A 24,776-nucleotide genomic window follows, 5' to 3' on the forward strand; every position below is an offset into this window, starting at 1 on the left:
GATCATGCCGGTCCGGTTGATTGACCCCCGTCACCAGCGCCGTTAGGTTTCTGGACCATCGTCCGGGCGCTGGCCGACCAGCGGACGGCCCCGGGCTGCCGATAATGGAGGTTCAATGTCGACCCCGAAAAGATGGCACGTCGTGGCCACCGCCACGGCGCTGCTGGTCACGGCCACGCCCGCCGTCGTGGCCAGTGCCGGCCCGTCGGCCGACACCAACCGCGACGACCGGTCCCGCGACGTGTGGGCGGGAACCTGGGCCGCCGCGGTCACGCGGGGCAACTCGGCCGGGCTGACCAACACCGGGCTGAACAACCAGAGCGTCCGGATGGTCGTGCACACCACCGTCGGTGGTGACCGGCTGCGCATCCGGCTCAGCAACATCTTCGGTGAGCAGGCCGTCAAGCTCGGTCGGGCCACCGTCGCCATGCCGAACACCGGGACCCCGGACGACCTGTCCGACATCGATACCACGAGCCTGCGCGAGCTGACCTTCGGCGGCTCGACCACCGTCACCATGAACCGGGGCGGGGAACTGCTCAGCGACCCGGTCGACCTGCCGGTCGGCGAGCAGCAGGACCTGGTGGTGACCCTGCACTTCCCGACCTCGACCGGGCCGGTGACCTTCCACGGGCAGTCGCGGCAGACCACGTACATCGGGGCCACCGACCTGACCGGCGCGGCCGGCGGTGCGGGCTTCACCCTGCGTCCGAACTGCTGCTGGTTCTTCCTCTCCGGGGTGGACGTCGAGCGGCGTCGGAGCCCGGGCGCGGTGGTGGTCCTCGGCGACTCGATCGGCGACGGCAACGCGAGCACGGTCAACGCCAACAAGCGCTGGCCGGACTTCCTCGCCGACCGGCTGATCGACACCCGCTCCGAGGTGCGCACGCCGGGCGTGCTCAACGCCAGCCTCGCCGGCAACCGGCTCAACCACGAGGGCACCGAGTCCGGGGCGGGCGGCTTCCCCGGCTACCACGAGCTGGGCCCGAACGCCCTGGCCCGACTCAACGAGGACGTCTTCGCCCAGACCGGCGCGCGGACCGTCGTCACCCACCTCGGCATCAACGACATCTGGATGTCGGGCGACTCCGCCGAGAGCATCATCGCCAGCCTGCGGCAGATCAACCAGCAGGTGCAGCAGCGTGGGCTGACCAGCCTGGTGGCGACGCTCACCCCGTACGAGGGACACGGGGCCGAGGGCGTCTGGACGCCGGAGAAGGAGGCCACCCGGCAGGCGGTCAACGCGTACCTGCGCAGCAGCACCGAGTTCGACGGCGTGCTCGACTTCGACCGGGTGCTCCGCGACCCGGCCCAGCCGAGCCGGCTGCTGCCCGCGTACGACTCGGGGGACCACATCCACCCGAACGACCTGGGCAACAAGGCGATGGCCGACGCCGTCAACCTGCGGCTGCTCGGCCTGTAACGGCACGTCGGAAGCGGCGGGGTGATCCCCCGCCGCTTCCTGCCGTCATTCCTGGGGAGGAAGCACCACACGTGGACGTCCAAGAGATCCTGACCGGCCTCTACAGTGAGCAGGGCCGGCAGGACCCGTACCCGTACTACGCCGCCCTGCACCGGCTGGGGCCGGTCACCGCCGTACCGGACCGGGGCGAGCACCGCTCGGTGACCGCCGTCGCGGTCGGCTACGACGCGGTCGCCCGGGTCCTGCGCGACCCGGAGTTCTACAAGCAGCCGCCACCGACCTGGCGGGACCACGAGGTGCTGCGGACCCTCCAGACCTCGATGATGTTCGTCAACCCGCCGGACCACACCCGGATGCGGCAGGTCTTCGCGAAGACCTTCACCCCGCGTCGTCTCGGCGCGCTGGAACCGGTGGTGACGCGGGTCGTCGACACGCTGCTCGACCAGATGGCCGAGACCGGCGCGGGCGGCACGGCGGTGGACTTCGTCGCCGACTTCGCCCATCCCGTGCCGGCCCGGGTGATGGCGGAGTTCATCGGCATCCCCGAGCGGGACCTGGCCTGGTACCGGGACCGGGTGGAGTCGATCGACGCGTTCCTCGACGTGGCCGGCAAGACCCCGGAGCGGCTGGCCGCCGCGAACACCGCCGCCGCCGAACTGCGCGAGTTCTACCGCGACCTGATCGCCCACCGCCGCGCCACCCCCGCCGAGGACCTGATCAGCGGCCTGGTCGAGGCGGTCGACGCCGGCGACGTCGGGCTCACCGAGGACGAGCTGATCAGCAACCTCGTCGTCCTGTTCAACGCCAGCTTCGTCACCACGGTCTACATGTTGAGCAACGGACTGCCGATCCTGCTGGACCACCCCGACACGGTCGCCGCGCTGCCCGGTGACGACACCCTCGCGGCCGGGTGCGTCGACGAGATCCTGCGGATGCAGAACCCGGTGCACTTCCTGGCCCGCGCCGCGCCCCGTGACCTCGAACTGGACGGCGTCCCGATCGCCCGGGACGAGAACGTCCTGCTGCTGATCGCCGGGGCGAACCGGGACCCGGGGCGCTTCCCTGACCCGGACCGGTTCGACCCGCGCCGCCCCGGGCCGGCGTCGCTCGCCTTCGGCCTCGGCCTGCACTTCTGCCTGGGCGCGGCCGTGTCCCGGCTGGAGGGGCGGCTCGCGCTGCCCCGGCTGCTCGCCCGCTTCCCCGGGATGTCCGTCGTCGAGGAGCCGACCTACAGTGGCAGCCTCTTCCTGCGCGGCATCGACCGGCTGCTCGTCACCACCGGCGGTTAGGAGACCGACATGCCACTGGACCCACAGGTCCTGGCGTACCGCGCCCGCCGGGCGGCGTCCGGTACGCCCCAGCTCTACACCCAGACCCTCGCCGAGGCCCGCGCCGCCGACCTGGCCGCGATCCGGGCCGGCGGCGGTGACGCCGAGCCGGTGCACGAGGTACGTGACCGGACCGTCCCCGGCCCGGACGGGGACCTGCCGATCCGGATCTACCGGCCGGCCGGCGACGGGCCGATGCCCACCCTGGTCTACTTCTTCGGCGGCGGCTGGACCCTCGGCAGCATCGACACCGCCGACGGCATCTGCCGCCGGCTGGCCAACGCGGTGCCCTGCCAGGTGATCACCGTCGGCTACCGGCTCGCCCCGGAGCACCGGTTCCCGGCGGCGGTGCTGGACTGCCACGCCGCCACCGCCTGGATCGCCGCGCACGCCGACGAACTGGGCGTCGACCCGGCCCGGCTGGTCGTCGGCGGGGACAGCGCCGGCGGGAACCTCGCCGCGGCGGTCACCCTGCTCGCCCGCCGGGACGGCGCGCCGACGCTGGCCGGTCAGCTCCTGGTCTACCCGAACACCCTGCACCGGGGCGAGACCGAGTCGATGCGCGAGTCCGAGGACCCGTACCTGTTCAACCGGACCTCGGTCGACTGGTACTGGGGGCACTACCTGGCCGACCCGGCGGACGGGCGGAACCCGCTCGCCTCGCCCCTGCTCGCCGAGGACCTCGGCGGCCTGCCTCCCGCGCTGGTGGTCACCGCCGAGTACGACCCGCTGCGCGACGAGGGGGAGCGGTACGCCGAACGGCTCCGCGAGGCCGGCGTGCCGACCGAGCTGACCCGCTACGCCGGCATGATCCACGGGTTCTTCGCCATGTCCGGGGTCCTCGACGGGGGCCGGCGTGCCCTCGACCAGGCGGCCGGTTGGCTGCGGGCGCGCCTGCTCACCCCGACGGGCGGGGCGGAGTCCACCGGTGCGGACCGGCGGCCGGTGGGTGCGAGGCGGGCCGATGGCTGAGTTCGTGGCCGGGGCCGACCCGGAGGCCACCGCCGGACGGCCGGCCGACGACCAGCTGGTCTGCCTGGCCGACTTCGCCGCGGCAGCCCGCGCCGTCCTGCCGGCCGACGTGTGGGACTTCGTCTCCGGCGGCAGCGGTGCGGAGACCACCCTCGCCGCCAACCGCGCGGCCCTGGACCGGGTCGCCGTGCTGCCCCGGGTGCTGCGCGGGTCGGGTGCCCCACGGCTGGACACCGTGCTCGCCGGTCGACCGTCCGCGCTGCCGGTGGCGGTGGCGCCGATGGCGTACCAGAGGCTGGTGCACCCCGACGGGGAGTTGGCCCTGGCCACGGCGGCGCGCGATGCCGGCGTGCCCTACGTGGCCAGCACGCTGGGTAGCTGCCCGATCGAGAAGGTCGCCGCGACCGGCGCGGACGTCTGGTTCCAGCTGTACTGGCTGCGGGACCGGGCCCTGGTCGTCGACCTGCTGGCCCGCGCCGAGGAGTCCGGCTGCTCGGCGCTGATGGTGACCGTGGACGTGCCGGTGCTCGGCCGCCGCCTGCGCGACCTGCGCAACGCGTTCCGCCTGCCCGCCGAGGTGGTGGCCGCGAACCTGCCCAGCGGCCGGGACGACCTCGCCCACCAGGGCACCCCCGGGGTGTCGGCGGTGGCGGCGCACACCGGCGCGGTGTTCGCTCCCGCCCTGACCTGGTCGGACCTGGAGTGGCTGCGGTCGGAGACCCGGCTTCCGCTGCTGGTCAAGGGCATCCTCGACCCGCGTGACGCCGCCCTGGCGACCTCCGTCGGCGCGGACGCGGTGGTGGTCTCCAACCACGGCGGCCGGCAGCTCGACGGCGCGCCGGCCAGCGTGACCATGCTGCCCGAGGTGCTGGCGGCGGTCGGCGGCCGCGGCGAGGTGCTGCTGGACAGCGGGGTGCGCAGCGGCACCGACGTGCTGCGCGCCCTGGCGCTCGGCGCGAGCGGCGTGCTGGTCGGCCGGCCGATGCTCTGGGCCCTGGCCGTGGACGGGCGCTCCGGCGCGCAGCGGGCCCTGTCGATGCTGGCCGGGGAGTTGCGCGACGCCCTGACCCTGGCCGGGTGCGCCGATCCGGCCGAGGCCCGGGAGCTGCGCGTGCTGACCGGAGGGGACCGGTGAGCCGACCGGTGGAGATCGACGTCGCCGCGCTGCACCCGGCGGTCGACGACCCCGCGTTGAACTCGATGAACTTCCTCAACGAGGTGGCCCAGCGGTACCCGGACGCGGTCAGCCTGGCCGCCGGGCGGCCGTACGAGGAGTACTTCGACGCCGACGCGCTGCCCCGTTACCTGGACCGGTTCCGCCGCTACCTGACCGACGACCTCGGTTACGACGAGGCGGGCGTCCGGCGCACCCTGTTCCAGTACGGCCGCACCAAGGGCATCCTGCACGAGCTGGTCGCCCGCAACCTGGCCGTGGACGAGGGTGTCACCGTCGACCCGGAGGCGGTCGTGGTGACCGTCGGCTGCCAGGAGGCGATGTTCCTGGTGCTGCGGGCGCTGCGCGCCGACCCCCGGGACGTCCTGCTCGCCGTCGCGCCCACCTACGTCGGGCTCACCGGGGCGGCCCGGCTGCTGGACTTCCCGGTCCGGCCGGTCCGGGGCGGTCCGGACGGCATCGACCTGGCCGACCTGCGTGCCCAGCTGGCCCGGGCCCGGGCCGCCGGGGAACGCCCCCGGGCCTGCTACCTGATGCCGGACTTCGCCAACCCGTCCGGGGTGAGCATCGGCCTCGCCGACCGCCGCCGGCTGCTCGACCTGGCCGAGGCGGAGGACCTGCTGCTGATCGAGGACAACCCGTACGGCCTGTTCCCGGCCGACGGCACGACCCGGCTGCCCACCCTCAAGGCGCTCGACGAGTGGGGCCGGGTGGTCTACCTCGGCTCGTTCGCCAAGACCGTGCTGCCCGGCGCCCGGGTCGGCTACGTCCTGGCCGACCAGCGGGTCCGGGGTGCCGACGGGACGGTGGGGCTGCTCGCCGACCAGCTGGCCAAGATCAAAAGTATGGTCACCGTGAACACCTCGCCGATCGCCCAGGCGGTCGTCGGGGGCCGGCTGCTGGCGCACGGGTGCAGTCTGGCCCGGGCCAACGAGCGGGAACGCGCGGTCTACGCCGGCAACGTGCGGCACCTCGCCGCCGGCCTGGCCCGGCGGTTCCCGCCGCCGTCCCCGGTGCGCTGGAACGTCCCCTCCGGCGGCTTCTTCGCGGTGGTGACCGTGCCGTTCCCGGTCGACGACGCGCTGCTGGCCCGGTCGGCACAGGAGTTCGGCGTGCTCTGGACGCCGATGGCCCACTTCTACGACGACACCGCCGCGGTCGACGCGCTGCGGCTGTCGGTCAGCGCGGTCACCCGCGAGCAGATCGACCTGGGCCTGGACCGGCTGGCCGCCCTGCTCGCCGACGAGATGGACCGACGCGGCGTGTCGGTGACCTGACGGCGGGTGCGACACGTCCCCGGCGGTCGGCGGGCTCCGCTGTGGACGGCGATAATGGAGCGATGGTCGCCTGGGAGTACGCACTACTGGTCCGCCGCTACCAAGGGCAGGGGCGCAGTTTCGAGGTCACGTTCATCTGGTACGGACCGGACGGCTCACGCCGGGACGTCACCCCGTACGGCGACACCGCCATCGCCCACCTGAACCGGGTCGGCCGGGAGGGATGGGAACTGGTCGCCGCCGCCGAGGACGTCAACAACGTCCAGGGCAGCACCGAGGTGCACCGCTACCACCTCAAGCGGCCGATCACCATCTGACGCGCGTCGGGGGCGCTGCCGGAACCGGCACCGCCCCCGCGCGTCCGCCGCGTCAGCCCAGGTCGACGGTGGGGTAGAGCGGGAAACCGGCGACCAGGTCGCTGGCCTGCTTGGCGATCCGCTCGGACACCGCCGGCTCCAGGGTGTACTTCGCCTTCGACGGCGTGCCGTCGGCGTTCGACCCCGGGCGGGTCTGGCTCAGTACGGTGTGGATCAGCTCGGCGGTCTCGTCCATCTGGTCCGTGCCGAGGCCCCGGGTGGTCAGCGCCGGGGTGCCGATCCGGATGCCGGAGGTGTACCAGGCGCCGTTCGGGTCCTGCGGCACGGCGTTGCGGTTGGTCACGATGCCGGAGTCCAGCAGGGCCTGCTCGGCCTGCCGGCCGGTCAGCCCGTAGCCGGTCACGTCGATGAGCACCAGGTGGTTGTCGGTGCCCCCGGTGACCAGGGTGGCCCCCCGCCGCAGCAGCCCCTCGGCGAGGGCCTGCGCGTTGGCGACGATGCGCTGCGCGTAGTCGGCGAAGTCCGGGCGGCGGGCCTCGGCCAGCGCCACCGCCTTGGCGGCCATCACGTGCGGCAGCGGGCCGCCGAGCACCATCGGGCAGCCCCGGTCCACCTGCTCGGCCAGCTCCGGGCCGCAGAGCACCATGCCGCCGCGCGGACCGCGCAGCGACTTGTGGGTGGTGGTGGTGACGATGTGCGCGTGCGGCACCGGGTCGAAGTCACCGGTGAAGACCTTGCCCGCGACCAGCCCGGCGAAGTGCGCCATGTCCACCATGAAGGTGGCGCCCACCTCGTCGGCGATCTCCCGCAGGATCCGGAAGTTCACCTTCCGCGGGTACGCGGAGTAGCCGCCGACCAGGATCAGCGGCCGGAACTCGCGGGCCGCCTCGGCGACCTTGTCGTAGTCGACCAGCCCGGTGGCCGGGTCGGTGCCATAGCTGCGCTGGTCGAACATCTTGCCGGAGATGTTCGGCCGGAAGCCGTGGGTGAGATGCCCACCGGCGTCCAGCGACATGCCGAGCATCCGCTGGTCGCCCAGTTCGCGGCGGAGCGTGAACCAGTCGGCCTCGGTCAGGTCGTTGACGTGCCGGGCCTGTGCCTTCCGCAGCGCCGGGGCCTCGACCCGGTCGGCCAGCACCGCCCAGAAGGCGACCAGGTTGGCGTCGATGCCCGAGTGCGGTTGCACGTACGCGTGCGCGGCCCCGAACAGCTCCCGGGCGTGCTCGGCGGCGAGCGCCTCGACCGTGTCGACGTTCTGGCAGCCGGCGTAGAACCGCCGGCCCACGGTGCCCTCGGCGTACTTGTCGCTGAACCAGTTACCCATCGCCAGCAGGGTGGCCGGGGAGGCGTAGTTCTCACTGGCGATCAGCTTGAGCGACTCCCGCTGGTCGGCCAGCTCGGCACCGATCGCGTCGGCGACCCGGGGCTCGACGGCGCGGATCACCTCAAGGGCGCTACGGAAAGCGGTGGACTCGGCGTTCGACGACGACGGCATGCGACCTCCAGTACGGTGCGGAAGGCCCAGGCGCTCGGCGTGCGTCCTCATGACGGGACCGCTTCCCGATGGTGCTCCATCCCCACGCGCCAGTCACGGCCCACCGGCGATCCTACCGGGTGGCGGTGGCCGGCCTCCGGCGCGCCTCCGCCGGGGCTGGAGCGGGCCACGAGTGTCGACGCCGGGCGCGCGTACGCGGGGACGCTGGCCCCACCGGGGTGTCCGTAAGATCGGGGCCATGGTGGGGGAGGACGGCGGCAGTCTGGTCGCGATCAGTGATCTGCACGTCGGGTACGCGGACAACCGGGGGATCGTCGACGAGCTGCGTCCGGAGTCGCCGCAGGACTGGCTGCTCGTCGCCGGGGACGTCGGCGAGACGGTCTCGCACATCGAGCGGACGCTCGCCCAGCTGCGCGAGCGCTTCGCCAGGGTGATCTGGGTGCCCGGCAACCACGAGCTGTGGACCCCGGCAACGGATCCGGTGACCCTGCGGGGTGAGGAGCGCTACCGACACCTGGTCGACCTGTGCCGCCAGCTCGACGTGGTCACCCCGGAGAACCCGTACGAGATCTGGCGTGGCCCGGACGGGCCGGTCCGGATCGTGCCGCTCTTCCTCGGCTACGACTACACGTTCCTGCCCGACGGGATGGACCGGGCGGCGGCGCTCGCCGAGGCGCACCGCACGGGCATCGTCTGCACCGACGAGTACCTCCTGCACCCGGACCCGTTCCCGAGCCGGCAGGCGTGGTGCGAGGCCCGGCTGGCGCAGACCCGGGCCCGGCTCGACGCGCTCGACCCGATGCCGACCGTGCTGGTCAACCACTATCCCCTGGTGCGGGAGCCGACCCGGATCCTGCGGTATCCGATCTTCGCCCAGTGGTGCGGCACGACCGCGACGGCCGACTGGCACCTGCGTTACCGGGCCGCCGTGGTCGTCTACGGCCACCTGCACATCCCCCGCACCAGCGTGCACGACGGGGTGCGGTTCGAGGAGGTCTCCCTCGGATATCCGCGCGAGTGGAAACGCCGCCCGAACCCCCCTCGACTGCGGCAGATCCTGCCCACCCCGCCCGGCGACCTACCGGAGTGGCCGGCGATCCAGCCACTCCGGTAGTCGGGCTCAGGCGGTCAGCGCGTCGAGCGCCTTCTTCAGCGCCTTCGGCGCGGTCGGGGTACGCGGGGCGTCCGGGCGCAGCGCCAGCATGCGCTCACCGATCTCCTGCAACTGCTTGCGGCCGAGCGCCTCGCGCACCTTCGGGAACCACTCCTGCTCCTCCTCCTCGACGTGGTGCGTCACGTTCTCGATCAGCACCGTCGTCTTGGCGACGAAGCGCTCGTCGTCGGCGTCCATGGTGGCCAGCTCGGCGCAGAGCACGTCGGCGACGTGGTGCTCCTCGTACGACTCCAGGATGTCGTCCTCCAGGTCGGGCAGGAGCCGGCGGACCTCCGGGTACATCACCTCGTTCTCGAGGTACGTGTGCACGGTCAGCGCCGCCAGGATCCGGGTCACCAGCTCCTGCCGTCGCCGCGGTGGCCCCTCCTGGGCGTCCTGGAACTCCCGGAACAGGCGACGCATCTCCTTGTGGTCTTCCTTGAGCAGCACGATGGCATCGGTGGACACCGTTGACCTCCTCGGGTGGGCTGGTGCCCGCCCTGCTACCCCCTCACCCGGCCGGGCAAAACAGACCTCACCCGGACGGGTGAGGGCCCGGCGCGTTCCCGCGCCGGGCCCTCACGTGGTGCGGTCCCGCTGTTACCGGACGGCCGCGTGGGCGTCGACCATGCCGGCGCCGTAGAAGCCGTTACGCGCCCCGCCGGAGCAGGTGGCGTCGTAGTCGCTGCCCAGCAGCGGTACGGGGTTGTACACCCCGGCCGGGCAGGACAGCGGCGTGGCGGTGCTCTCCAGGAACGCCGCCAGCTGACCCGGGTTCATGCCCGGGTGCGCCGAGGCGGCCAGGGCGGCCACGCCGGCCGCGTGCGGGCTCGACATCGAGGTGCCCTGCTTGTAACCCCAACCGTTGGTCCGGGTCACCACGTTGAACGTGGTCGACAGGATCGCGTCGGAGGTGGTGGAGCGGGCACCCTGGGTGCGGAAGCGGGTGTCGCCACCGGGCGCGGTCACGTCGACCACACCCTGCCCGTACGAGGAGTAGTAGCTCTTCGCCCCGGTCGGGCCGACCGCCGAGACGGTCACCACGCCCGGCGCCTCGCCCGGCAGGACGAGGCAGGCGCTGTTGACCTCACGCACCTCGGGCGTCCCGTTGTTCGGGCTGCCCGAGTCGACGTTCTTGTGCGCCAGGTCGTAGTTGGAGTTGCCGGAGGACGCCACGTGCAGCACGCCCTTGCTCTGCGAGTACCGGATGGCCCGCTGGATGGCCTGCCACACCGGACGCTGCCGGGCGTCGTTGCGGCAGTTCAGCTCCCACGGGTCGATGTAGTAGCTGTTGTTGGTCACCTGCATGCCGTGCTCGGCGGCCCAGAGGAAGCCGCAGACCGCCGCCTCGGGGAAGATGTAGCCGTCGTCGTTGACGACCTTGACGGCCGCCACCTTGACGCCCGGGGCGACACCGGTGACGCCGACGCCGTTGACGGCGGCGGCGATGGTCCCGGCCACGTGCGTGCCGTGGTCGGAGGTGGTCGGGTTCCAGGACGCCTCGGTGGTGTCCGGGGCGCCGCCGATGCAGCTGGCGCTCTTGTCCCGCGCGATCTGGCTGGCCAGGTCCGGGTGGCTGCTGGAGATGCCGCTGTCCAGCACCCCGACCACGACGTCCGGGCTGCCGGCGTTGATCGCGTGGGCCTGCGGCACCTTGATCATCGGCATGTCCCACTGCTGGGCGAAGAGCGGTTCGCCGGTCGGGTTCGCGGTGGTCGCGGCGAGCCCGGTCAGCTCCACCGTCTCACCCTCGTCCAGCGCGGCGCCCAGGCCGGCGGTGGAGGCCACCGACTCGACCCCGGCGCCGGCCACCTGCCGGACGAAGTCGGGGTTGGTCGAGCGGACCACCAGCACACCGATCTGGTCGTACGTGGCGACCACGGTGCCCTGCGCGGCGGTCGCACGGGCCACGGCCCGGTCCGTCGACGCGCCCTGCGGTGCGAGCACCAGGAACGTCGTCTCGGGACCTGCCGCGGACGCCGGAGCCAGCCCACCGGTGACGGCGAGGCCGACACCGAGCGCCACGGTCGAGGCCGCGGCAAGTGTCTTGCGACGGATGAACTTCACACACACTCCCAGGGGCTGTTCCCGCCGGTCGCGCTCCGCGTGCAAGCGCGTCCGGCGGGGGCGGGCGGGATGCCCACCCTCGACTGACCAGCGTAGGGAGGCGGATGTGGCGTTACACACATCCGTTCGGTCAGGCACGACCCGTCAGACGGTGACCGGTCCTCAGACGGTCGCCAGCACCTGGGGGATCTCGTCGAGCAGTTCCCGGGCGAGGAAGCCGATCCGGCCGTACCGGGGGATCAGCCGCTGCCCGCTGACCGCGTGCGCGAACGCCGCCCAGCAGGCGGCCTGTTCCGGACCCGCGCCCCGGGACAGCAGCCCGGCCAGCAGCCCCGCCCGGACGTCACCGCTGCCGGAGGTGCCCAACCCGGTGTCGCCGCTCTCCTCCCGCCACCGCCGGCCGTCCGGACTGGCGATGTGCCCGTACAGCGACACCACCGCCCGGTAGCGCCCGGCCAGCTCGGCGGCCTCGGCGTCGAGGTCGTCGCCGGGGTCGCGGCCGAGCAGGTGGCGGGCCTCGGTGAGGTTCGGGGTGAGCACCGCGGTCCGGTCCGCCCCGGTGAGCAGCTCCGGTTCGTGGCTGAGCGCACCGAGGGCGTACGCGTCGAGCACCAGGGCCGTCCGGGGTCCCGCCGCGTCCAGCACCCGGTGCAGTACCGCCCGGGTCTCGTCGATGTCGTGCAGTCCGGGCCCGACGGCGACCACGTCGGCCTCGGCGACCAGCTCGTCCAGCCGCTGCGCGCGCGCTCCGGCGACCGCGCCGTCGCGGGTTTCCGGCAGTCCCACCACCAGTGCCTCCGGCACCTGGATGCTCAGGGCCGCCGCGGTCGACTCGGCGGCGGCCAGTTGCAGCACCCCGGCCCCGGCCCGCAGCGCGGCCACCCCGGCCAGCAGCACCGCCCCGGGGGTCACCCGGGACCCGCCGACCACCAGGACCGTGCCCCGGGTCTCCTTCCCGCCGGTCGGCACGGGCAGCGCCCAGTTCCGCAGCAGCCCTGGCGTGATCACCTTCGGCTCAGACCGGTTCGGCATCGACGCCCTCCTCCCGGGTCGGTTCGGTGCCCTGTTCCCGCAGGTGCGTGACGTCGTTGAAGACGGTCAGGTCGAGCCCGCCGTCCGGGCCGCGCCGCCACCCGGTGACCGAGCAGTTGCCCAGCCGGTGCCGGCGGGTCAGCTCGACCAGTTCCGGCTCGGAGATCGGCTCCAGCAGGTACCGCAGCAGGAAGACCAGCGCCTCGTGGCCGAAGAGGGCCACCCGCCGGTCGGCGTGGTCACGGCGCAGGTCGCCGAGGAGCGCGCGCAGCCGCAGTGCCACGTCGGCCCAGGACTCGCCGCCCGGCGGCCGGTAGTAGAACTTGCCGAGCCGGGCCCGGCGCTCCGCCTCGTCGGGGAACCGGCTCGCCACGCCGTGCGAGGTGAGCAGGTCGAGGACGCCCAGTTCCCGGTCCCGCAGCCGTTCGTCCCGGTGTACCGGCACGTCCAGCCCGGCCAGGGCCAGCTCGGCGGTCTGCGCGGCCCGTCGGTACGGCGAGACCACCACGACGTCGGGGCGCTCACCGTCGGGCAGCGCGGCCAGCCAGCGCCCGGTGGCCTCGGCCTGTTCCCGCCCGGTGGCCGACAGCGGCACGTCCGCGTCCCGTTCGGTGATGTCGACCAGGTCGGTCCCGGCCGCCTCGGCCCGGGCCGCCGCGACGTTCCCGGTGCTCTCCCCGTGCCTGATGATCCAGAGCCGTTCCAGTTCCGCCATGCGCGCCTCCCTACCCGGCGACCCGCCGCGGTAACCCGGGCCGGATCCGGTGGCGGTCCGCGCGGCGCACGCGTGAACGGCCGGCCGGCGGGTAAGCGCGGGCCGACCGTTTGCGGCGAACCAGGGGAGGTGCACCGTGGCGACCATGATCAGGGAGCCGATGAGCCCGGTCAAGGACAAGAACTACGACCTGATCCACACGCTCCAGCTCTCGCTCGAGCACATCTGGCGGATGGAGACCTACATCGCCGACGCCGAGGAGCGGGGCGACAAGGAACTCGCCTCCTGGTTCCGCAGGATCCAGGAGAACAACCGCAAGGCGGGGGAACAGGGCAAACAGATGCTCATGGAGCGGATGCGGCAGGAAAAGGGATAGCACCGCGCGCGGCGGCGCGGGCCGGGCGACCGCCCGCGCCGTCGCGCGCGCCGGATCAGCCGCCGACGGTCAGGTGCACGGTCACCACCTCGCCCGGCTCGATCTCCTCCGCGCGGCGTACCGCGTCCCGCAGTGGCACGAGGTACCGGCCGTCCTTGGGGAACAGCGAAGTCGTCCACCGGGTGTCGCCGACCCGCGCGGCCACCGGGATCATCCCCCAGCCGTAGGTCACCGCCGCCGCGGCGGCCTTCAGCGCCGCGCTCTCCCGTGCCGGCACCCCGACGAAGTGGTAGGGCGCCGGGCCACGCCAGTACCGCACCTCGCCGCTGAACTCCAGCTCCATCCGGCCAGGATAGGGGCGGGGTGTGACACGGTTCAGGCCCACGGGCTGTGCGTGCCGTCGAACTCCTCGAAGACCAGCCAGGTGCGGGTGGACTTCACCCCCGGGATGCTCTGCACCTGGCCCAGCACCACGTCCCGCAGCGTCGCGTTGTCCGGCGCGCGGACCAGCGCCAGCACGTCGTGGTCGCCGCCGAGCAACGCCGCGTGCGCGATGTAGCGCACCCGGGCCAGCCGCGCCGACACCTCCCGCCAGGTGTTCTGTTCGATCGTCAACGCGACGTACGCCGAGGTGCCCAGCCCGGCCTGCTCCGGGGCGACCTGCGCGGCGAACCCGGTGATCACCCCGTTGCGCAGCAGCCGCTCGACCCGGGCGTACGCGTTGGTCCGCGACACGTGCGCCCGTTCGGCGAGTGTCCGGATCGACATCCGGCCGTCGCGCACCAGCTCAGCGACGATCTGGCGGTCCACCTCGTCCAACGGCCGGGCCGTTCGTCCCGCGCCGGCGGCCAACTCCGCGTCCGGTCGGTCATCCTGGCTCATGATCGGGCCTCCTGGCGGCCAAACGTCCCGGCTTTTCCGTTGATCTTGAGTCAACCATCCGCACGGTCGAGCATAGGGCCACCACACGTCCAGGAGGTTCCGCCGTGACGACCACATCTCGGGCGGTCCGCCGGGCACCGTCGCCCTCCCGTCGCGCGGCCACCCCGCCCGACCCGGCGCGCGAGCTGCTGCCCAGCGCGGAGCCGGTCCGCATGCTCGACCCCAGCGGTACGCCACTGCCCACCACCCTCGCCGAACCCGCCGTCGACCAGCTGCGGGAGATGTACCGGCGGATGGTCGTCGGCCGCCGGTTCGACGCCCAGTCCACCGCCCTGACCAAACAGGGCAAGCTCGCCGTGTACCCCTCCTCCCGGGGGCAGGAGGCCTGCCAGGTGGGGGCGGTGCTCGCCCTGCGGGACACCGACTGGGTCTTCCCCACCTACCGCGAGTCGACGGCCCTGGTCTCCCGGGGCATCGACCCGGTCGAGGTGCTCACCCTGCTGCGCGGTGACTGGCACTGCGGGTACGACCCCGCCGTCCGGCACACCGCACCCCAGTGCACCCCGCTGGCCACCCAGTGCGTGCACGCCGCCGGTCTGGCCTACGGCGAGGCGTACCAGGGGCGGGACACCGTCGCGCTGGCCTTCATCGGCGACGGCGCGACCAGCGAGGGTGACTTCCACGAGGGGGTCAACTTCGCCGCCGTCTTCAAGGCTCCGGTGGTCTTCTTCGTCCAGAACAACAAGTACGCGATCAGCGTCCCGCTGTCCCGGCAGACGGCCGCCCCGTCGCTGGCCTACAAGGGCGTCGGGTACGGCGTCCCGGCCGAGCAGGTCGACGGCAACGACCCGGTCGCGGTGCTCGCGGTGCTGACCCGCGCGGTGGCGCATGCCCGCGCCGGCAAGGGCCCCTACCTCGTCGAGGCGCACACCTACCGGATGGAGCCGCACACCAACGCCGACGACGCCACCCGCTACCGCGACGGCGCCGAGGTCGAGGTGTGGCGCGACCGGGACCCGATCGTGCGGCTGGAGGCGTACCTGCGCGCCCGCGGGGTGCTCGACGACGAGGCGGTCGCCGCGGTGGCCGCCGAGGCCGAGGCGTACGCGGCGGACCTGCGCACGCGGATGCACGACAAGCCCACCGTCGACCCGCTCAGCCTCTTCGACCACGTCTACGCCGAGCCCACGCCACAGCTACGGGAGCAGCGCGAGCAGGTTCGTGCCGAGCTGGCCGCCGACGCCGACCGGCAGGGGGAGAACTGATGGCCGCCACCACGATGGCGAAGGCGCTCAACGCCGCGCTCGCCGACGCGATGGCCGACGACGACCGGGTGCTCGTCTTCGGCGAGGACGTCGGCCAGTTGGGCGGGGTCTTCCGGATCACCGACGGGCTGCTGGCCCGCTTCGGTGACAAGCGCTGTTTCGACACCCCGCTGGCCGAGGCCGGCATCGTCGGCTTCGCGGTCGGCCTGGCCATGTCCGGGCTGCGGCCGGTGGTGGAGATGCAGTTCGACGCGTTCGCGTACCCGGCGTTCGAGCAGATCGCCTCGCACGTGGCGAAGATCCGCAACCGCACCCGCGGCGCGCTGAGCGTGCCCATGGTCATCCGGGTGCCGTACGCCGGGGGCATCGGGGGAGTGGAGCACCACTGCGACTCCAGCGAGGCGTACTACGCGCACACCCCCGGGCTGAAGGTGGTCACGCCGGCCACCGTGGAGGACGCGTACGCGCTGCTGCGCGCGGCGATCGACGACCCCGACCCGGTGGTCTTCCTGGAACCGAAGAAGCTCTACTTCTCCAGCGCCGAGGCGGCGCTGCCGGCGACCGCCCCGCCGATCGGCCGGGCCGTGGTCCGCCGGCCGGGCCGCGACGCCACCCTGGTCGCGTACGGCCCGTCGGTGCCGGTCGCCCTGGAGGCCGCCGAGGCCGCCCGTGAGGAGGGCTGGGACCTCGAGGTGGTCGACTGCCGCAGCATCGTCCCGTTCGACGACGAGACGGTCACCGCCTCGGTGCGCCGCACCGGCCGCTGCGTGGTGGTCCAGGAGGCGCAGGGCTTCGCCGGGGTGGGCGCGGAGATCGCCGCCCGGGTGCAGGAACGCTGCTTCCACGCCCTGCACGCGCCGGTGCTGCGGGTCACCGGGCTGGACATCCCCTACCCGGCGCCGATGCTGGAGCACACCCACCTGCCGTCGGTGGACCGGGTGCTCGACACCGTGGCCCGGTTGCAGTGGGACGACCAGCCGGACGCCCGCTGGCTGCCCCGACTGGAAGGCAGCGCGGCATGACCACGGTGGACGGCACCCGGGTGTTCCTCCTGCCCGACCTGGGGGAGGGGCTCACCGAGGCGGAGATCGTGCAGTGGCGGGTCGCCGTCGGCGACGAGGTGACCGTGGACCAGATCGTGGTCGAGGTGGAGACCGCCAAGGCGGTCGTGGACGTGCCCTGCCCGTACGCCGGCCGGGTGGTCGCCCTGCACGGCGCGGCGGGGGAGGTCCGCCCGGTCGGCCAGCCCCTGGTCACCGTGGCGCCGTTGGACGCCGCCCCGACCGAGCCGGCTGGCCACGCGACCTACCGGGAGGAGGAACGCGCCGGGTCGGGCAACGTGCTGATCGGGTACGGCACCGGGCACGGTCCGGGCCGGCGTCGTCGCCGCTCCCGGCTGACCGTGGCACCGGAACCGACCCGGCCGGCACCGGTTCCGGCGGCGGCCCCGGTCGCCACCGCCCCGGCGGTGCCCGGCGGAGGTGACCCCGTCACCCGCGGTGGGTCCCCGGTCATCTCGCCGATCGTCCGGCGGCTGGCCCGGGAGCACGGCATCGACGCCACCGCCCTGCGCGGCACCGGCCCCGGCGGGGTGGTCCGCCGGGCGGACGTGGAGGCCGCGCTCGCCGCCACCGGGCCGGCCGCCGGCACCGGGTCCCCGACCACGGTCACCGCCGTGCCCGATCCGGGTCCGGCTTCCGGCGTCGAGGACCTGGTCATCCCGCTGACCGGGGTCCGCAAGGTCATCGCCGACAAGCTCTCCCGCAGCCGGCGGGAGATCCCGGAGGTGACCATCTGGGTCGACGTGGACGCCACCGGTCTGCTGGCCACCCGGGCCGCGATCAACGCCGCCGGCCCGGACCAGCCGGTCAGCATCCTCGCCCTGATGGCCCGGATCTGCCTGTCCGGGCTGCGTCGATTCCCGCAGCTCAACGCCCGGGTCGACGGCGATGCGCAGCGGATCGTCCAGTCTGCCGGGGTGCACCTGGGGATCGCCGCGCAGACCGACCGGGGACTGATCGTCCCGGTGCTGCGCGACGCCCAGCGGCTCACCACCGCCGAACTCGCCGCCGCGCTCGCCGAGACCACGGCGGCGGCCCGCGCCGGAGCCCTCCCACCGGCCCGGCTCACCGGTGGCACCTTCACCCTGAACAACTACGGGGTGTTCGGCGTGGACGGCTCCACCCCGATCATCAACCACCCGGAGGCGGCGCTGCTCGGGATCGGCCGGATCGTGGACAAGCCCTGGGTGGTCGACGGGCAGCTCGCGGTCCGCAAGGTCACCCAGCTCAGCCTGACCTTCGACCACCGGGTCTGCGACGGGGGCGTGGCCGGCGGTTTCCTGCGGCACGTCGCCGACTGCGTCGAACAGCCCGCCCTGCTGATCGCCAACGTCTGACCACCCCGCACCCGCCCGGTCGGCCCGGCACCGTCTCCCGGGCCGACCGGGCGTTTCCGTCCACCCGGCTCCCCGCCCGAGTCGGTCCACGCCGGCGCGCGGGTGCGGCGAACCCGCCCGAGTCGGTTCATGCCGCGGCGCGCGGGTGCGGCGAACCGCCCGCCGACCCATGGGTGGGACGGACGGGACGTTCCTCGCGCGCCGGGCACTCGGCGGCCGACCGACCCGTTCGCCCCATTCGGTAAATCACGCCCAATGACGGTGAAAAATTGCGCGGACAATTCTGTGGAAATTGCGCCAGTGGGTGAGTCGAGATGGTGACAATGTGCCGGAGGGAAACGGTGACGGGGGGAGCATCATGGAGTGGAGGCGGCGGCTCACGTTGTCTGCGGCGACCTTGACGGCGACCGCGCTGGCACTCGGCGGGTGCACGGCGGACCGGGCACCGGCGAAGAAGGAGGCGGTGGCCAGGGCACCGTTGGACCTGACGGTGACGCCCGCCGACCGGGCCCGGGACGTGCCGATCAGCGCTGAGGTCGGCGTCGCGGTCCGCGGTGGCAAGGTGAGGGACGTGCGGATCCGGGACGACCGGGGGGTGCAGGTCCGCGCCGAGCCCCGCGAGGACGGGTCGGCCTGGGTGCCGGCCGAGCCCCTGGCACACCGCCGGACGTACACCGCCGAGGTGACCGCGACCGGTGACACCGGCCAGACCGCCACGCGTACCACGACCTTCACCACTGCCGCGAAATCGAACGTGCCGACAATTACCAGCACGCTCTACTTCGCCGGCAACCGGACGTACGGAACCGCCATGCCGGTAACCGTGGCATTCGACCCGCCGATTCCGAAAGCGGCCAGGGACGAGGTCCAGCGTCGGCTGTTCGTCACGACCGACCCGCCCCAGCCGGGCACCTGGTCGTGGCTGGAGGACGGCAGCCAGGTCTACTACCGGGCACCGGACTTCTGGCGGCCCGGCACCAGCATCAGCGTCCGGGCGGCGCTGGAGGGCCTGCCGATCGGGCGGGACCGCGTGGGGGACGCCGACCGGCGGGCCACCTCCCGGATCGGCCGCCAGGTGTCCCTGGAGATCGACAACGCCACGAAGCAGATGTCGGTGTTCCAGGACGGCCGGTTGCTGCGCAGGATCCCGGTCAGCCTGGGCAAGCCGAGTACGCCCAGCTCCAGTGGCCGCATGGTGATCATGGAGAAGCACGAGCGGACCACCTTCGACACCCGGGGCGAGCCGGACGGCGGCTACGTGGTCGACGTGGACGACGCCCAGCGCTACACCTGGGGCGGCGAGTTCATCCACTCCGCCCCGTGGTCGGAGGGGGACCAGGGCAACACGAACGTCTCGCACGGCTGCGCCAACGTCTCCGCCCGCGCCGCCGACTGGTTGATGGGGATCACGCAGGTGGGGGACCTGATCACCGTCAAGGGCACCGAGGTGCGGCTCCAGCCGGGCAACGGCTGGACCGCCTGGAACGTCACCTGGGAGGAGTTCGTGAAGGGCAGCGCCCTGCCCGTACCGGGAAACCTGCGGCCCGCGCCGGCACCGACCGGTAGCCCGGTGGCACCGGCGGCCGGCGCGACGCCCGCGCCGACCTCGACCGGCAGCGGCGGCTGATCCGGTCTGGCGGCCCGGTGGGCGCGGACCGGCGATGCCGGTCCGCGCCGGTGGTGTCCGACCCGCACCGGGGCTTCCGCCGCAGGTCCGAGCGGGTGGCGGACCTGCGGCGACGCCTCCGGTGCGGCATGATGATCTCATCCGGTACCACCGGAGGGAGCCCGCCATGAGTGTCCGTGCCGTCGGTGCCGTCGACCTGATCTGGGACGAACAACCGCCCTACGACGACCGCGCGGGCGGCCGGCTGGCCCGGGTCGTCGTGACCAAGGAGTTCCAGGGCGACCTCCAGGCCTCCAGCGTCGCCCACCTGCTCAAGGCCGAGTCGGCCCGGCCGGGCTCGGGCGGGTACGTCGGCCTCGAACGGGTGGTGGGCACGCTGCACGGCCGGCCGGGCAGCTTCGTCCTCCAGCACTGCGGGGTGATGGACCGGGGCAGGGGCTCGCTGACCATCCAGGTGGTCCCGGACACCGGCACCGGGGAGCTGACCGGGCTGACGGGCACCATGGAGATCCTGCTGGTCGACGGTGAACACGGCTTCACCTTCGACTACACCGTCGGAGGCTGACGTCGCGGCGGTCCGGGCCGGCGGTCGGGCCTCCTCCTCCGGGAGGGTGAGGGGTTTCCCCGGACCCGACCCGGGGCGTACCCGGGGATCGGCCCGCGGCAGGAGGAAAGTGTCGGTCCCACCGCATAGATTCGGGGTCATGAGGCAGCGCAGTGACCGGCTCGAGGTCGAGGTCAGCATCGGTGAGCGGGCGGTCGACGTGCGGGTGGCCGGCGAGATCGACATCGCGACGGTGGCCCAGTTCCGGTCGGTCCTCTGGGCCCAGCCATCCCGGCCGGTGCTGCGGCTCGATCTCTCCGCCGTGCCGGTCTTCTCGGCCACCGCGATCCGCACCCTGGTCGCCGCCCACCTGGGCGTCCGGGCCCGGGGTGGGGAACTGGTGCTGGTCGATCCGCACCCGATGATCCTGCGCGTGCTGCGCGGTGCCGGCCTGCACCGGGTCATCCCGGTGGCCGAGGCCACGCCGCGACTCACGCTGCCGGCCGGGCGACCACCGGCGGAAGCCGTGGACGCGGCGCGGGAAGGCCGCCGTGCCGACGTCCCGGTCCCGCCGGCCGACGCCGTGCCCTCCAGCGCGGGCCCGGGGCGGCGGTCCTGGGCGGCCACCGACGTGTCCCGCTCCCGGGTGCCGGTCGACCGGCGACCGTCGGACCCGGTACCGGTGGGCCGGACGTACCCGGCCCTGTCGTACCGGCCCCTCGCGGCGGTCTGACCGGCGGCCCACCCCGACCCGCGGACGGTCGGGGCCACCGGCGTGCCGACGGCCCCGACCCCCAGGTCAGCGGACGCCGAGCAGGTCGACCACGAAGACCAGCGTCTCGCCCGGCTTGATGACGCCGCCGGCACCCCGGTTGCCGTAGCCCAGGTGCGGCGGGATGGTGAGCCGGCGCCGGCCGCCCACCCGCATCCCCACCACGCCCCGGTCCCAGCCGGCGATGACCTGGCCGGCGCCGAGCCCGAAGTCGAAGGTCTCGCCACGGTTCCAGGACGCGTCGAACTCGCGACCGGTGGAGTGCGCCACTCCGACGTAGTGCACGCTGACCAGCTGCCCGGGCTCCGCCTCGGGGCCCTCGCCCACCGTGATGTCCTCGATGACGAGATCGGCGGGCGGGGCACCCTCGATCGGGCCTACCTCGGGCTTGTTCATCCTGGCTCTCCTGCCTCGCGGGATCACTGTCCCGGTCGATCCTGCCGGATCGTCAGCGGCCGATGTCCGGCAGGACGGTGCGGACACGACGCGGCGGACGTCACCGGGTGGTGACGTCCGCCGTGGTGCCGGTCTGCGGTCAGCGCAGCCAGGGGAACCGCTGGACGAGGGGGAGCTTCGCCCAGGCCCGGCCGAGGCCGAGGGTGTCACCGGCGGCGACCAGCGCGAGACCGGCGAGCAGGGCCGCGTTGATCAGGTGATCGTCCATGAAGGGGTTGTTCTCGGGAGGCAGGACGACGGTCCACATCATCACGTAGAGCAGGCCGCCGGCGACCGCCGCGATCCGCATCCCGATGCCGAGCAGCAGGGCCACGCCGAGGCCGAGCAGGCCCGCCATGAACAGCCAGTCGGCCCAGACCGCACCGGCGATGTCGTGGTAGAGGCCCTGGAACGGTCCCTCGGCGCCGAAGGCCAGGAAGCCCTTGGTCGGGCTGCCACCGTCGATCCAGGCGTTCTTCGCCTCGGTGGCGAAGCCGAGACCGAAGGTCTTGTCCAGGAAGGCCCAGAGGAAGGTCCAGCCCAGCGCGATCCGGATCCCGGCGAAGACGAACCGGGCGGCCCGGGCCCGGGCGGTCCCCGGCGTCGGGGTCCCGTCCTGGTGGGTTCGGGTCGGCGTCACCGGAGTGGTGGTGCGGGCGGTGTCCCGTTCGATCGTCGCGGTCATGGTGTCCACGTCCTTCCTCGTGCCTCGCACCGCTTCCCGGTGGCATCTCCATTCCACTCCGGCCGGGGTGTCGGGAGCAGGGTCGACCGGTCCCTGGCCGGGCGGGACCTTCGCCCTCTTCCGCCGGGACCTCCGCGGGCCGGAGGTCCCGGTGTCCTGCGGTCCCTTAGCCTCTGCCCGCCCCCGGGCGGCCGCCGTAGCGTCGGCACGGACGACAGGGAGGTCGCAATGAGGACGTGGCAGGTGAGCGACGTGATGACCGCGGAGGTCGCGGCGGTCGGCGAGGAGACCCCGTACCGGGAGATCGTCGATCTGCTGATCCGGCGGGGGATCAGCGCGGTTCCGGTGGTGGACGGGTTCCGCCGGGTGCTCGGTGTGGTCTCCGAGGCGGACCTGTTGCACAAGGTCGAGCGGGCCGGCCGTCCGGAGGAGCGCCGGATCTTCGAGGGGCGCCGCCGCCGCGACGCGCGGATCAAGGCCGACGCGATGGTGGCCGGTGAGCTGATGACCGCTCCGGCGGTCACCGCTTCCCCCCAGACGTCCCTGCCGGCCGCTGCCCGGCTGATGGACCGGGAACAGGTCAAGCGACTGCCGGTGCTGGACGACCTTGGCCGGCTCGTCGGCATCGTCACCCGTTCCGACCTGCTGCGCGTGCACCTGCGCCAGGATGCGGAGATCCGCGAGGACGTGGTGCAGGAGGTGCTGCGCCGGGTGCTCGCCGTCCAGGACGGGCTGGTCACCGTCCGGGTGCGGCACGGCGAGGTGACCCTCGACGGTCGGGTCGACCGGCGCAGCTCCGCCGACCTGGCGGTCCGCCTCGCCGGGCAGGTCAGCGGGGTGACCCGGGTGAACAGCACGCTCGGCTACGACCAGGACGACACCGTCGCCCTGGAGCAGGAGGCCGGGATCACCCCGGTGGCGTGACCGTCGTCCGGCCGCGCCCGGACACCTGGTCGGCGGGTCGACCGGAACGGGCTCGACGGACCGGCTCGCTCGACGGCTCAGTCGGGTCGGGGCCGGCTCGGCCGACCGGCCGTGCCGGCCCCGTCGACCGTTCGCCCCGGGTGCGTCGTCCGCCGGGCGAGCTGCGCCGCGAGCACCTCGGGTGCCTCGGCCAGCGACGGCCCGTACCAGGTCAGGTGCCGGCCGGAGAGCAGCGCGCAGGGCACGCCCGGGAATGCCTCCGGGCCGTCCTCGGCGGTGAACCGGTACGGCTCGTCCGGCAGCACCACCAGCTCCGGCCGATGGTCGCGCAGCTCCTCCAGACCCGGCCGTGGGTAGCGTTCCGGATGGTCGGCGTAGACGTTGCGCAGGCCGAGCCGGTGCAGCACGTCCCCGGCGAAGGTGTCACCGCCCAGCACCACCCAGGGCCGGCGCCAGACCGGCACGACCACGCGGAGGATCCCGACCGGGGCGGGTGGCGTCGCCCAGGCGTGGCGGGCGGCGGCCAGCCACGCCGGTTCGCCGGACGCGCCGAGGGCGGCGAGCAGGTCGCCCAGCTCGGTGAGGGCCTGCGGTACGGTCCGCGGGTAGGTGACCCGTACCGGCACGCCGGCCGCGACCAGCGCGTCGGCGTCCTCGCGGCGGTTCTCCTCGACGTTGAGCAGCACGACGTCCGGACGGAGTGCGAGCACCCGGTCGAGGTCGGGGTACTTGCTGCCGCCGACCCGGGTGACCGCCAGACCGGCGGGGTGGGTGCACCAGTCGGTCGCGCCGACCAGGACCCCGGGCAGGGTGACCGCCACCGCCTCGGTGAGCGACGGCACCAGGGACACCACCCGCACGTGCGTACCTCCCGAATCCCGACCACTCGCCAGGTTCGATGATGCCCGATCCGATCGTGGCCCGTTGCACCGCTTCTACAACGTTGTAATACTCCCGGTGGCACCCCGAGGAGGCGGTATGCGACACGAAGCGAAGACGACGTCCACGGGCCCGGCGCGCGACGCCGCGGAGGTCGACGAGACACCGGTGGAGGCGCTCGGCGACCTCTACCGCGACGGGATCACCGCCTGTCGGGGCGCGTTCCCGGCCGAGTGGGTCGACCAGGTCCGCGAGGACGTCGACACGGCGTTCGCCGAGGCCAGGTCCCGCCCCGACGGCGCGGTCGGCCGGGGCCCGCAGCGCTGGTACGTGGAGATCCATCCCGAGCAGCTGCGCGGCTTCGTCGACCTGGTCACCCATCCCTGGGTGGTGAGGGTCTGCCGGGCGGTGCTCGGGCCGCGCTACGAGATCGTCGAGCTGGGCTTCGACACCCCGTTCCCCGGGGCCGCCTACCAGCCCTGGCACCGGGACTTCCCGATGCCCGGCGAGACCCGGCAGCAACGGCGGCTCACCTCACTCGCCTTCAACCTCACCACCGTCGACACGGTGGAGGAGATGGGCCCGTTCGAGATCGCCCCCGGCACCCAGTGGGACGACCACGCCGACTTCGACCACGGCATGTTCCCGCCCCGGGAGCGCTACCCCCGTTACGAGCGACGCGCGGTGCGCAAGTACCCGAAGCGCGGCGACGTCTCGGCCCGGTCGGCGCTGACCATCCACCGTGGCACCCCGAACGTCTCCACGGTGGCCCGACCGGTGCTGGTGCTCGGCGTCGACGCTCCCGGCGCGGGCAACGCCGCCCGGCACGACATGGCCGTCACCCGGGGCTACTGGGAGCGCCTGCCGCCGCTGGTCCGCGAGCACCTGCCCTGCCCGGTGGTGGAGACCCTGACCCCGATCCGGCAGAAGCACACGATCGAGGGACTGGTGATGGGCGTCTGAGCCCGGGACCGGCGGCCTCCGCCACCGGACGGCACCCGGTCCCACGACGCGTCCACCGGGTCCGCCCGGCGTG

The 24,776-nt window shown here is 73.4% G+C and carries 26 protein-coding genes and 1 riboswitch; of the genes, 16 read left to right on the top strand and 10 right to left on the bottom strand.

The genetic code is table 11. From position 1 onward, the window contains the following. The first annotated feature begins 142 nt into the window (after window positions 1-142). From IGA62_RS26995 to IGA62_RS27020, 6 genes are all read left to right on the top strand, one after another. A complete protein-coding gene (locus IGA62_RS26995) occupies window positions 143-1,423 on the top strand; it encodes an SGNH/GDSL hydrolase family protein (RefSeq protein WP_186499845.1) in 1,281 nt (426 codons plus the stop codon). Window positions 1,424-1,494: 71 nt separating this feature from the next. Continuing rightward, on the top strand, window positions 1,495-2,712 hold the full coding sequence (locus IGA62_RS27000) for a cytochrome P450 (RefSeq protein ID WP_145818165.1): 1,218 nt from the start codon (window positions 1,495-1,497) through the stop codon (window positions 2,710-2,712). 9 nt (window positions 2,713-2,721) lie between these two features. Then, window positions 2,722-3,723, top strand: coding sequence for an alpha/beta hydrolase (locus tag IGA62_RS27005; protein WP_145818163.1), 1,002 nt, complete (start codon window positions 2,722-2,724; stop codon window positions 3,721-3,723). Continuing rightward, window positions 3,716-4,858 carry an alpha-hydroxy acid oxidase gene (locus IGA62_RS27010; RefSeq protein WP_145818161.1) on the top strand — a complete coding sequence of 381 codons (1,143 nt, stop codon included), beginning with the start codon at window positions 3,716-3,718 and terminating at the stop codon, window positions 4,856-4,858. Before IGA62_RS27005 ends, IGA62_RS27010 begins: the two co-directional genes overlap by 8 nt. Then, window positions 4,855-6,174: an aminotransferase-like domain-containing protein gene (locus IGA62_RS27015; RefSeq protein WP_377464296.1), complete on the top strand. Its 1,320-nt coding sequence runs from the start codon at window positions 4,855-4,857 to the stop codon at window positions 6,172-6,174. Before IGA62_RS27010 ends, IGA62_RS27015 begins: the two co-directional genes overlap by 4 nt. A 62-nt stretch (window positions 6,175-6,236) precedes the next feature. Continuing rightward, the gene (locus IGA62_RS27020) at window positions 6,237-6,491 is read left to right on the top strand and encodes a hypothetical protein (protein ID WP_091462037.1); all 255 of its coding nucleotides are present in this window, start codon (window positions 6,237-6,239) and stop codon (window positions 6,489-6,491) included. Window positions 6,492-6,543: 52 nt separating this feature from the next. Here IGA62_RS27020 and IGA62_RS27025 read toward each other — a convergent pair whose 3' ends face one another. Next, window positions 6,544-7,986 carry a glycine hydroxymethyltransferase gene (locus IGA62_RS27025; protein ID WP_145818157.1) on the bottom strand — a complete coding sequence of 481 codons (1,443 nt, stop codon included), beginning with the start codon at window positions 7,984-7,986 and terminating at the stop codon, window positions 6,544-6,546. A gap of 17 nt (window positions 7,987-8,003) precedes the next feature. Continuing rightward, window positions 8,004-8,093, bottom strand: a riboswitch (ZMP/ZTP riboswitch). A gap of 131 nt (window positions 8,094-8,224) precedes the next feature. Here IGA62_RS27025 and IGA62_RS27030 point away from each other — a divergent pair. Beyond that, window positions 8,225-9,100 carry a metallophosphoesterase family protein gene (locus IGA62_RS27030; protein ID WP_145818155.1) on the top strand — a complete coding sequence of 292 codons (876 nt, stop codon included), beginning with the start codon at window positions 8,225-8,227 and terminating at the stop codon, window positions 9,098-9,100. Between the two features lie 6 nt (window positions 9,101-9,106). On the opposite strand, the gene IGA62_RS27035 is transcribed toward IGA62_RS27030, so the two are convergent. The 4 genes from IGA62_RS27035 to IGA62_RS27050 all read right to left on the bottom strand — a co-directional run bounded on the left by IGA62_RS27035 (window position 9,107) and on the right by IGA62_RS27050 (window position 12,953). Continuing rightward, window positions 9,107-9,607, bottom strand: a complete 501-nt coding sequence (locus IGA62_RS27035; protein WP_145818153.1) for a hemerythrin domain-containing protein — start codon at window positions 9,605-9,607, stop codon at window positions 9,107-9,109. Between the two features lie 132 nt (window positions 9,608-9,739). Further along, complete coding sequence (locus tag IGA62_RS27040; protein WP_145818151.1) at window positions 9,740-11,206, bottom strand: S8 family peptidase; 1,467 nt, start codon at window positions 11,204-11,206, stop codon at window positions 9,740-9,742. Window positions 11,207-11,368: 162 nt separating this feature from the next. After that, window positions 11,369-12,238: an NAD(P)H-hydrate dehydratase gene (locus IGA62_RS27045; protein WP_145818149.1), complete on the bottom strand. Its 870-nt coding sequence runs from the start codon at window positions 12,236-12,238 to the stop codon at window positions 11,369-11,371. Further along, entirely contained in the window at window positions 12,222-12,953 is a 732-nt protein-coding gene (locus tag IGA62_RS27050) for a histidine phosphatase family protein (protein WP_145818147.1), read from the bottom strand. Before IGA62_RS27050 ends, IGA62_RS27045 begins: the two co-directional genes overlap by 17 nt. 145 nt (window positions 12,954-13,098) lie before the next feature. Here IGA62_RS27050 and IGA62_RS27055 point away from each other — a divergent pair, with 145 nt between their 5' ends. Beyond that, complete coding sequence (locus IGA62_RS27055; protein ID WP_145818145.1) at window positions 13,099-13,329, top strand: hypothetical protein; 231 nt, start codon at window positions 13,099-13,101, stop codon at window positions 13,327-13,329. A 55-nt stretch (window positions 13,330-13,384) separates the two neighbouring features. Here the strand turns inward: IGA62_RS27055 and IGA62_RS27060 are convergent, their stop codons facing one another. Next, window positions 13,385-13,672, bottom strand: coding sequence for a DUF1905 domain-containing protein (locus IGA62_RS27060; RefSeq protein ID WP_145818143.1), 288 nt, complete (start codon window positions 13,670-13,672; stop codon window positions 13,385-13,387). 32 nt (window positions 13,673-13,704) lie between these two features. After that, complete coding sequence (locus tag IGA62_RS27065) at window positions 13,705-14,211, bottom strand: Lrp/AsnC family transcriptional regulator (protein ID WP_145818141.1); 507 nt, start codon at window positions 14,209-14,211, stop codon at window positions 13,705-13,707. A 104-nt stretch (window positions 14,212-14,315) separates the two neighbouring features. Here IGA62_RS27065 and pdhA point away from each other — a divergent pair, with 104 nt between their 5' ends. The 6 genes from pdhA to IGA62_RS27095 all read left to right on the top strand — a co-directional run bounded on the left by pdhA (window position 14,316) and on the right by IGA62_RS27095 (window position 20,778). After that, window positions 14,316-15,476: a pyruvate dehydrogenase (acetyl-transferring) E1 component subunit alpha gene (pdhA, locus tag IGA62_RS27070; protein ID WP_145818139.1), complete on the top strand. Its 1,161-nt coding sequence runs from the start codon at window positions 14,316-14,318 to the stop codon at window positions 15,474-15,476. Further along, complete coding sequence (locus IGA62_RS27075; RefSeq protein ID WP_145818138.1) at window positions 15,476-16,498, top strand: alpha-ketoacid dehydrogenase subunit beta; 1,023 nt, start codon at window positions 15,476-15,478, stop codon at window positions 16,496-16,498. Before pdhA ends, IGA62_RS27075 begins: the two co-directional genes overlap by 1 nt. Continuing rightward, complete coding sequence (locus IGA62_RS27080) at window positions 16,495-17,874, top strand: dihydrolipoamide acetyltransferase family protein (RefSeq protein WP_145818136.1); 1,380 nt, start codon at window positions 16,495-16,497, stop codon at window positions 17,872-17,874. Before IGA62_RS27075 ends, IGA62_RS27080 begins: the two co-directional genes overlap by 4 nt. A gap of 358 nt (window positions 17,875-18,232) precedes the next feature. Further along, entirely contained in the window at window positions 18,233-19,501 is a 1,269-nt protein-coding gene (locus IGA62_RS27085) for a L,D-transpeptidase (protein ID WP_145818134.1), read from the top strand. Between the two features lie 166 nt (window positions 19,502-19,667). Next, a complete protein-coding gene (locus IGA62_RS27090) occupies window positions 19,668-20,066 on the top strand; it encodes a DUF3224 domain-containing protein (RefSeq protein ID WP_145818132.1) in 399 nt (132 codons plus the stop codon). Window positions 20,067-20,205: 139 nt separating this feature from the next. Then, window positions 20,206-20,778, top strand: a complete 573-nt coding sequence (locus IGA62_RS27095) for an anti-sigma factor antagonist (protein WP_145818130.1) — start codon at window positions 20,206-20,208, stop codon at window positions 20,776-20,778. Between the two features lie 66 nt (window positions 20,779-20,844). On the opposite strand, the gene IGA62_RS27100 is transcribed toward IGA62_RS27095, so the two are convergent. Continuing rightward, a complete protein-coding gene (locus IGA62_RS27100) occupies window positions 20,845-21,213 on the bottom strand; it encodes an FKBP-type peptidyl-prolyl cis-trans isomerase (RefSeq protein WP_091461995.1) in 369 nt (122 codons plus the stop codon). 139 nt (window positions 21,214-21,352) lie between these two features. After that, window positions 21,353-21,946, bottom strand: a complete 594-nt coding sequence (locus tag IGA62_RS27105) for a DoxX family membrane protein (protein WP_186499844.1) — start codon at window positions 21,944-21,946, stop codon at window positions 21,353-21,355. 234 nt (window positions 21,947-22,180) lie between these two features. On the opposite strand from IGA62_RS27105, the gene IGA62_RS27110 reads away from it, so the two are divergent. Further along, complete coding sequence (locus IGA62_RS27110; RefSeq protein WP_232624792.1) at window positions 22,181-22,861, top strand: CBS domain-containing protein; 681 nt, start codon at window positions 22,181-22,183, stop codon at window positions 22,859-22,861. Between the two features lie 77 nt (window positions 22,862-22,938). On the opposite strand, the gene IGA62_RS27115 is transcribed toward IGA62_RS27110, so the two are convergent. Further along, window positions 22,939-23,721 (bottom strand): helical backbone metal receptor, encoded by a 783-nt coding sequence (locus IGA62_RS27115; RefSeq protein WP_222433316.1) that lies wholly within the window; start codon window positions 23,719-23,721, stop codon window positions 22,939-22,941. Window positions 23,722-23,839: 118 nt separating this feature from the next. Here IGA62_RS27115 and IGA62_RS27120 point away from each other — a divergent pair, with 118 nt between their 5' ends. Continuing rightward, the gene (locus tag IGA62_RS27120) at window positions 23,840-24,703 is read left to right on the top strand and encodes a phytanoyl-CoA dioxygenase family protein (RefSeq protein ID WP_145818124.1); all 864 of its coding nucleotides are present in this window, start codon (window positions 23,840-23,842) and stop codon (window positions 24,701-24,703) included. The last annotated feature ends 73 nt before the right edge of the window (window positions 24,704-24,776 follow it).

This window comes from Micromonospora sagamiensis (assembly GCF_014680085.1).
GTDB classification, from domain to species: domain Bacteria; phylum Actinomycetota; class Actinomycetes; order Mycobacteriales; family Micromonosporaceae; genus Micromonospora; species Micromonospora inyonensis.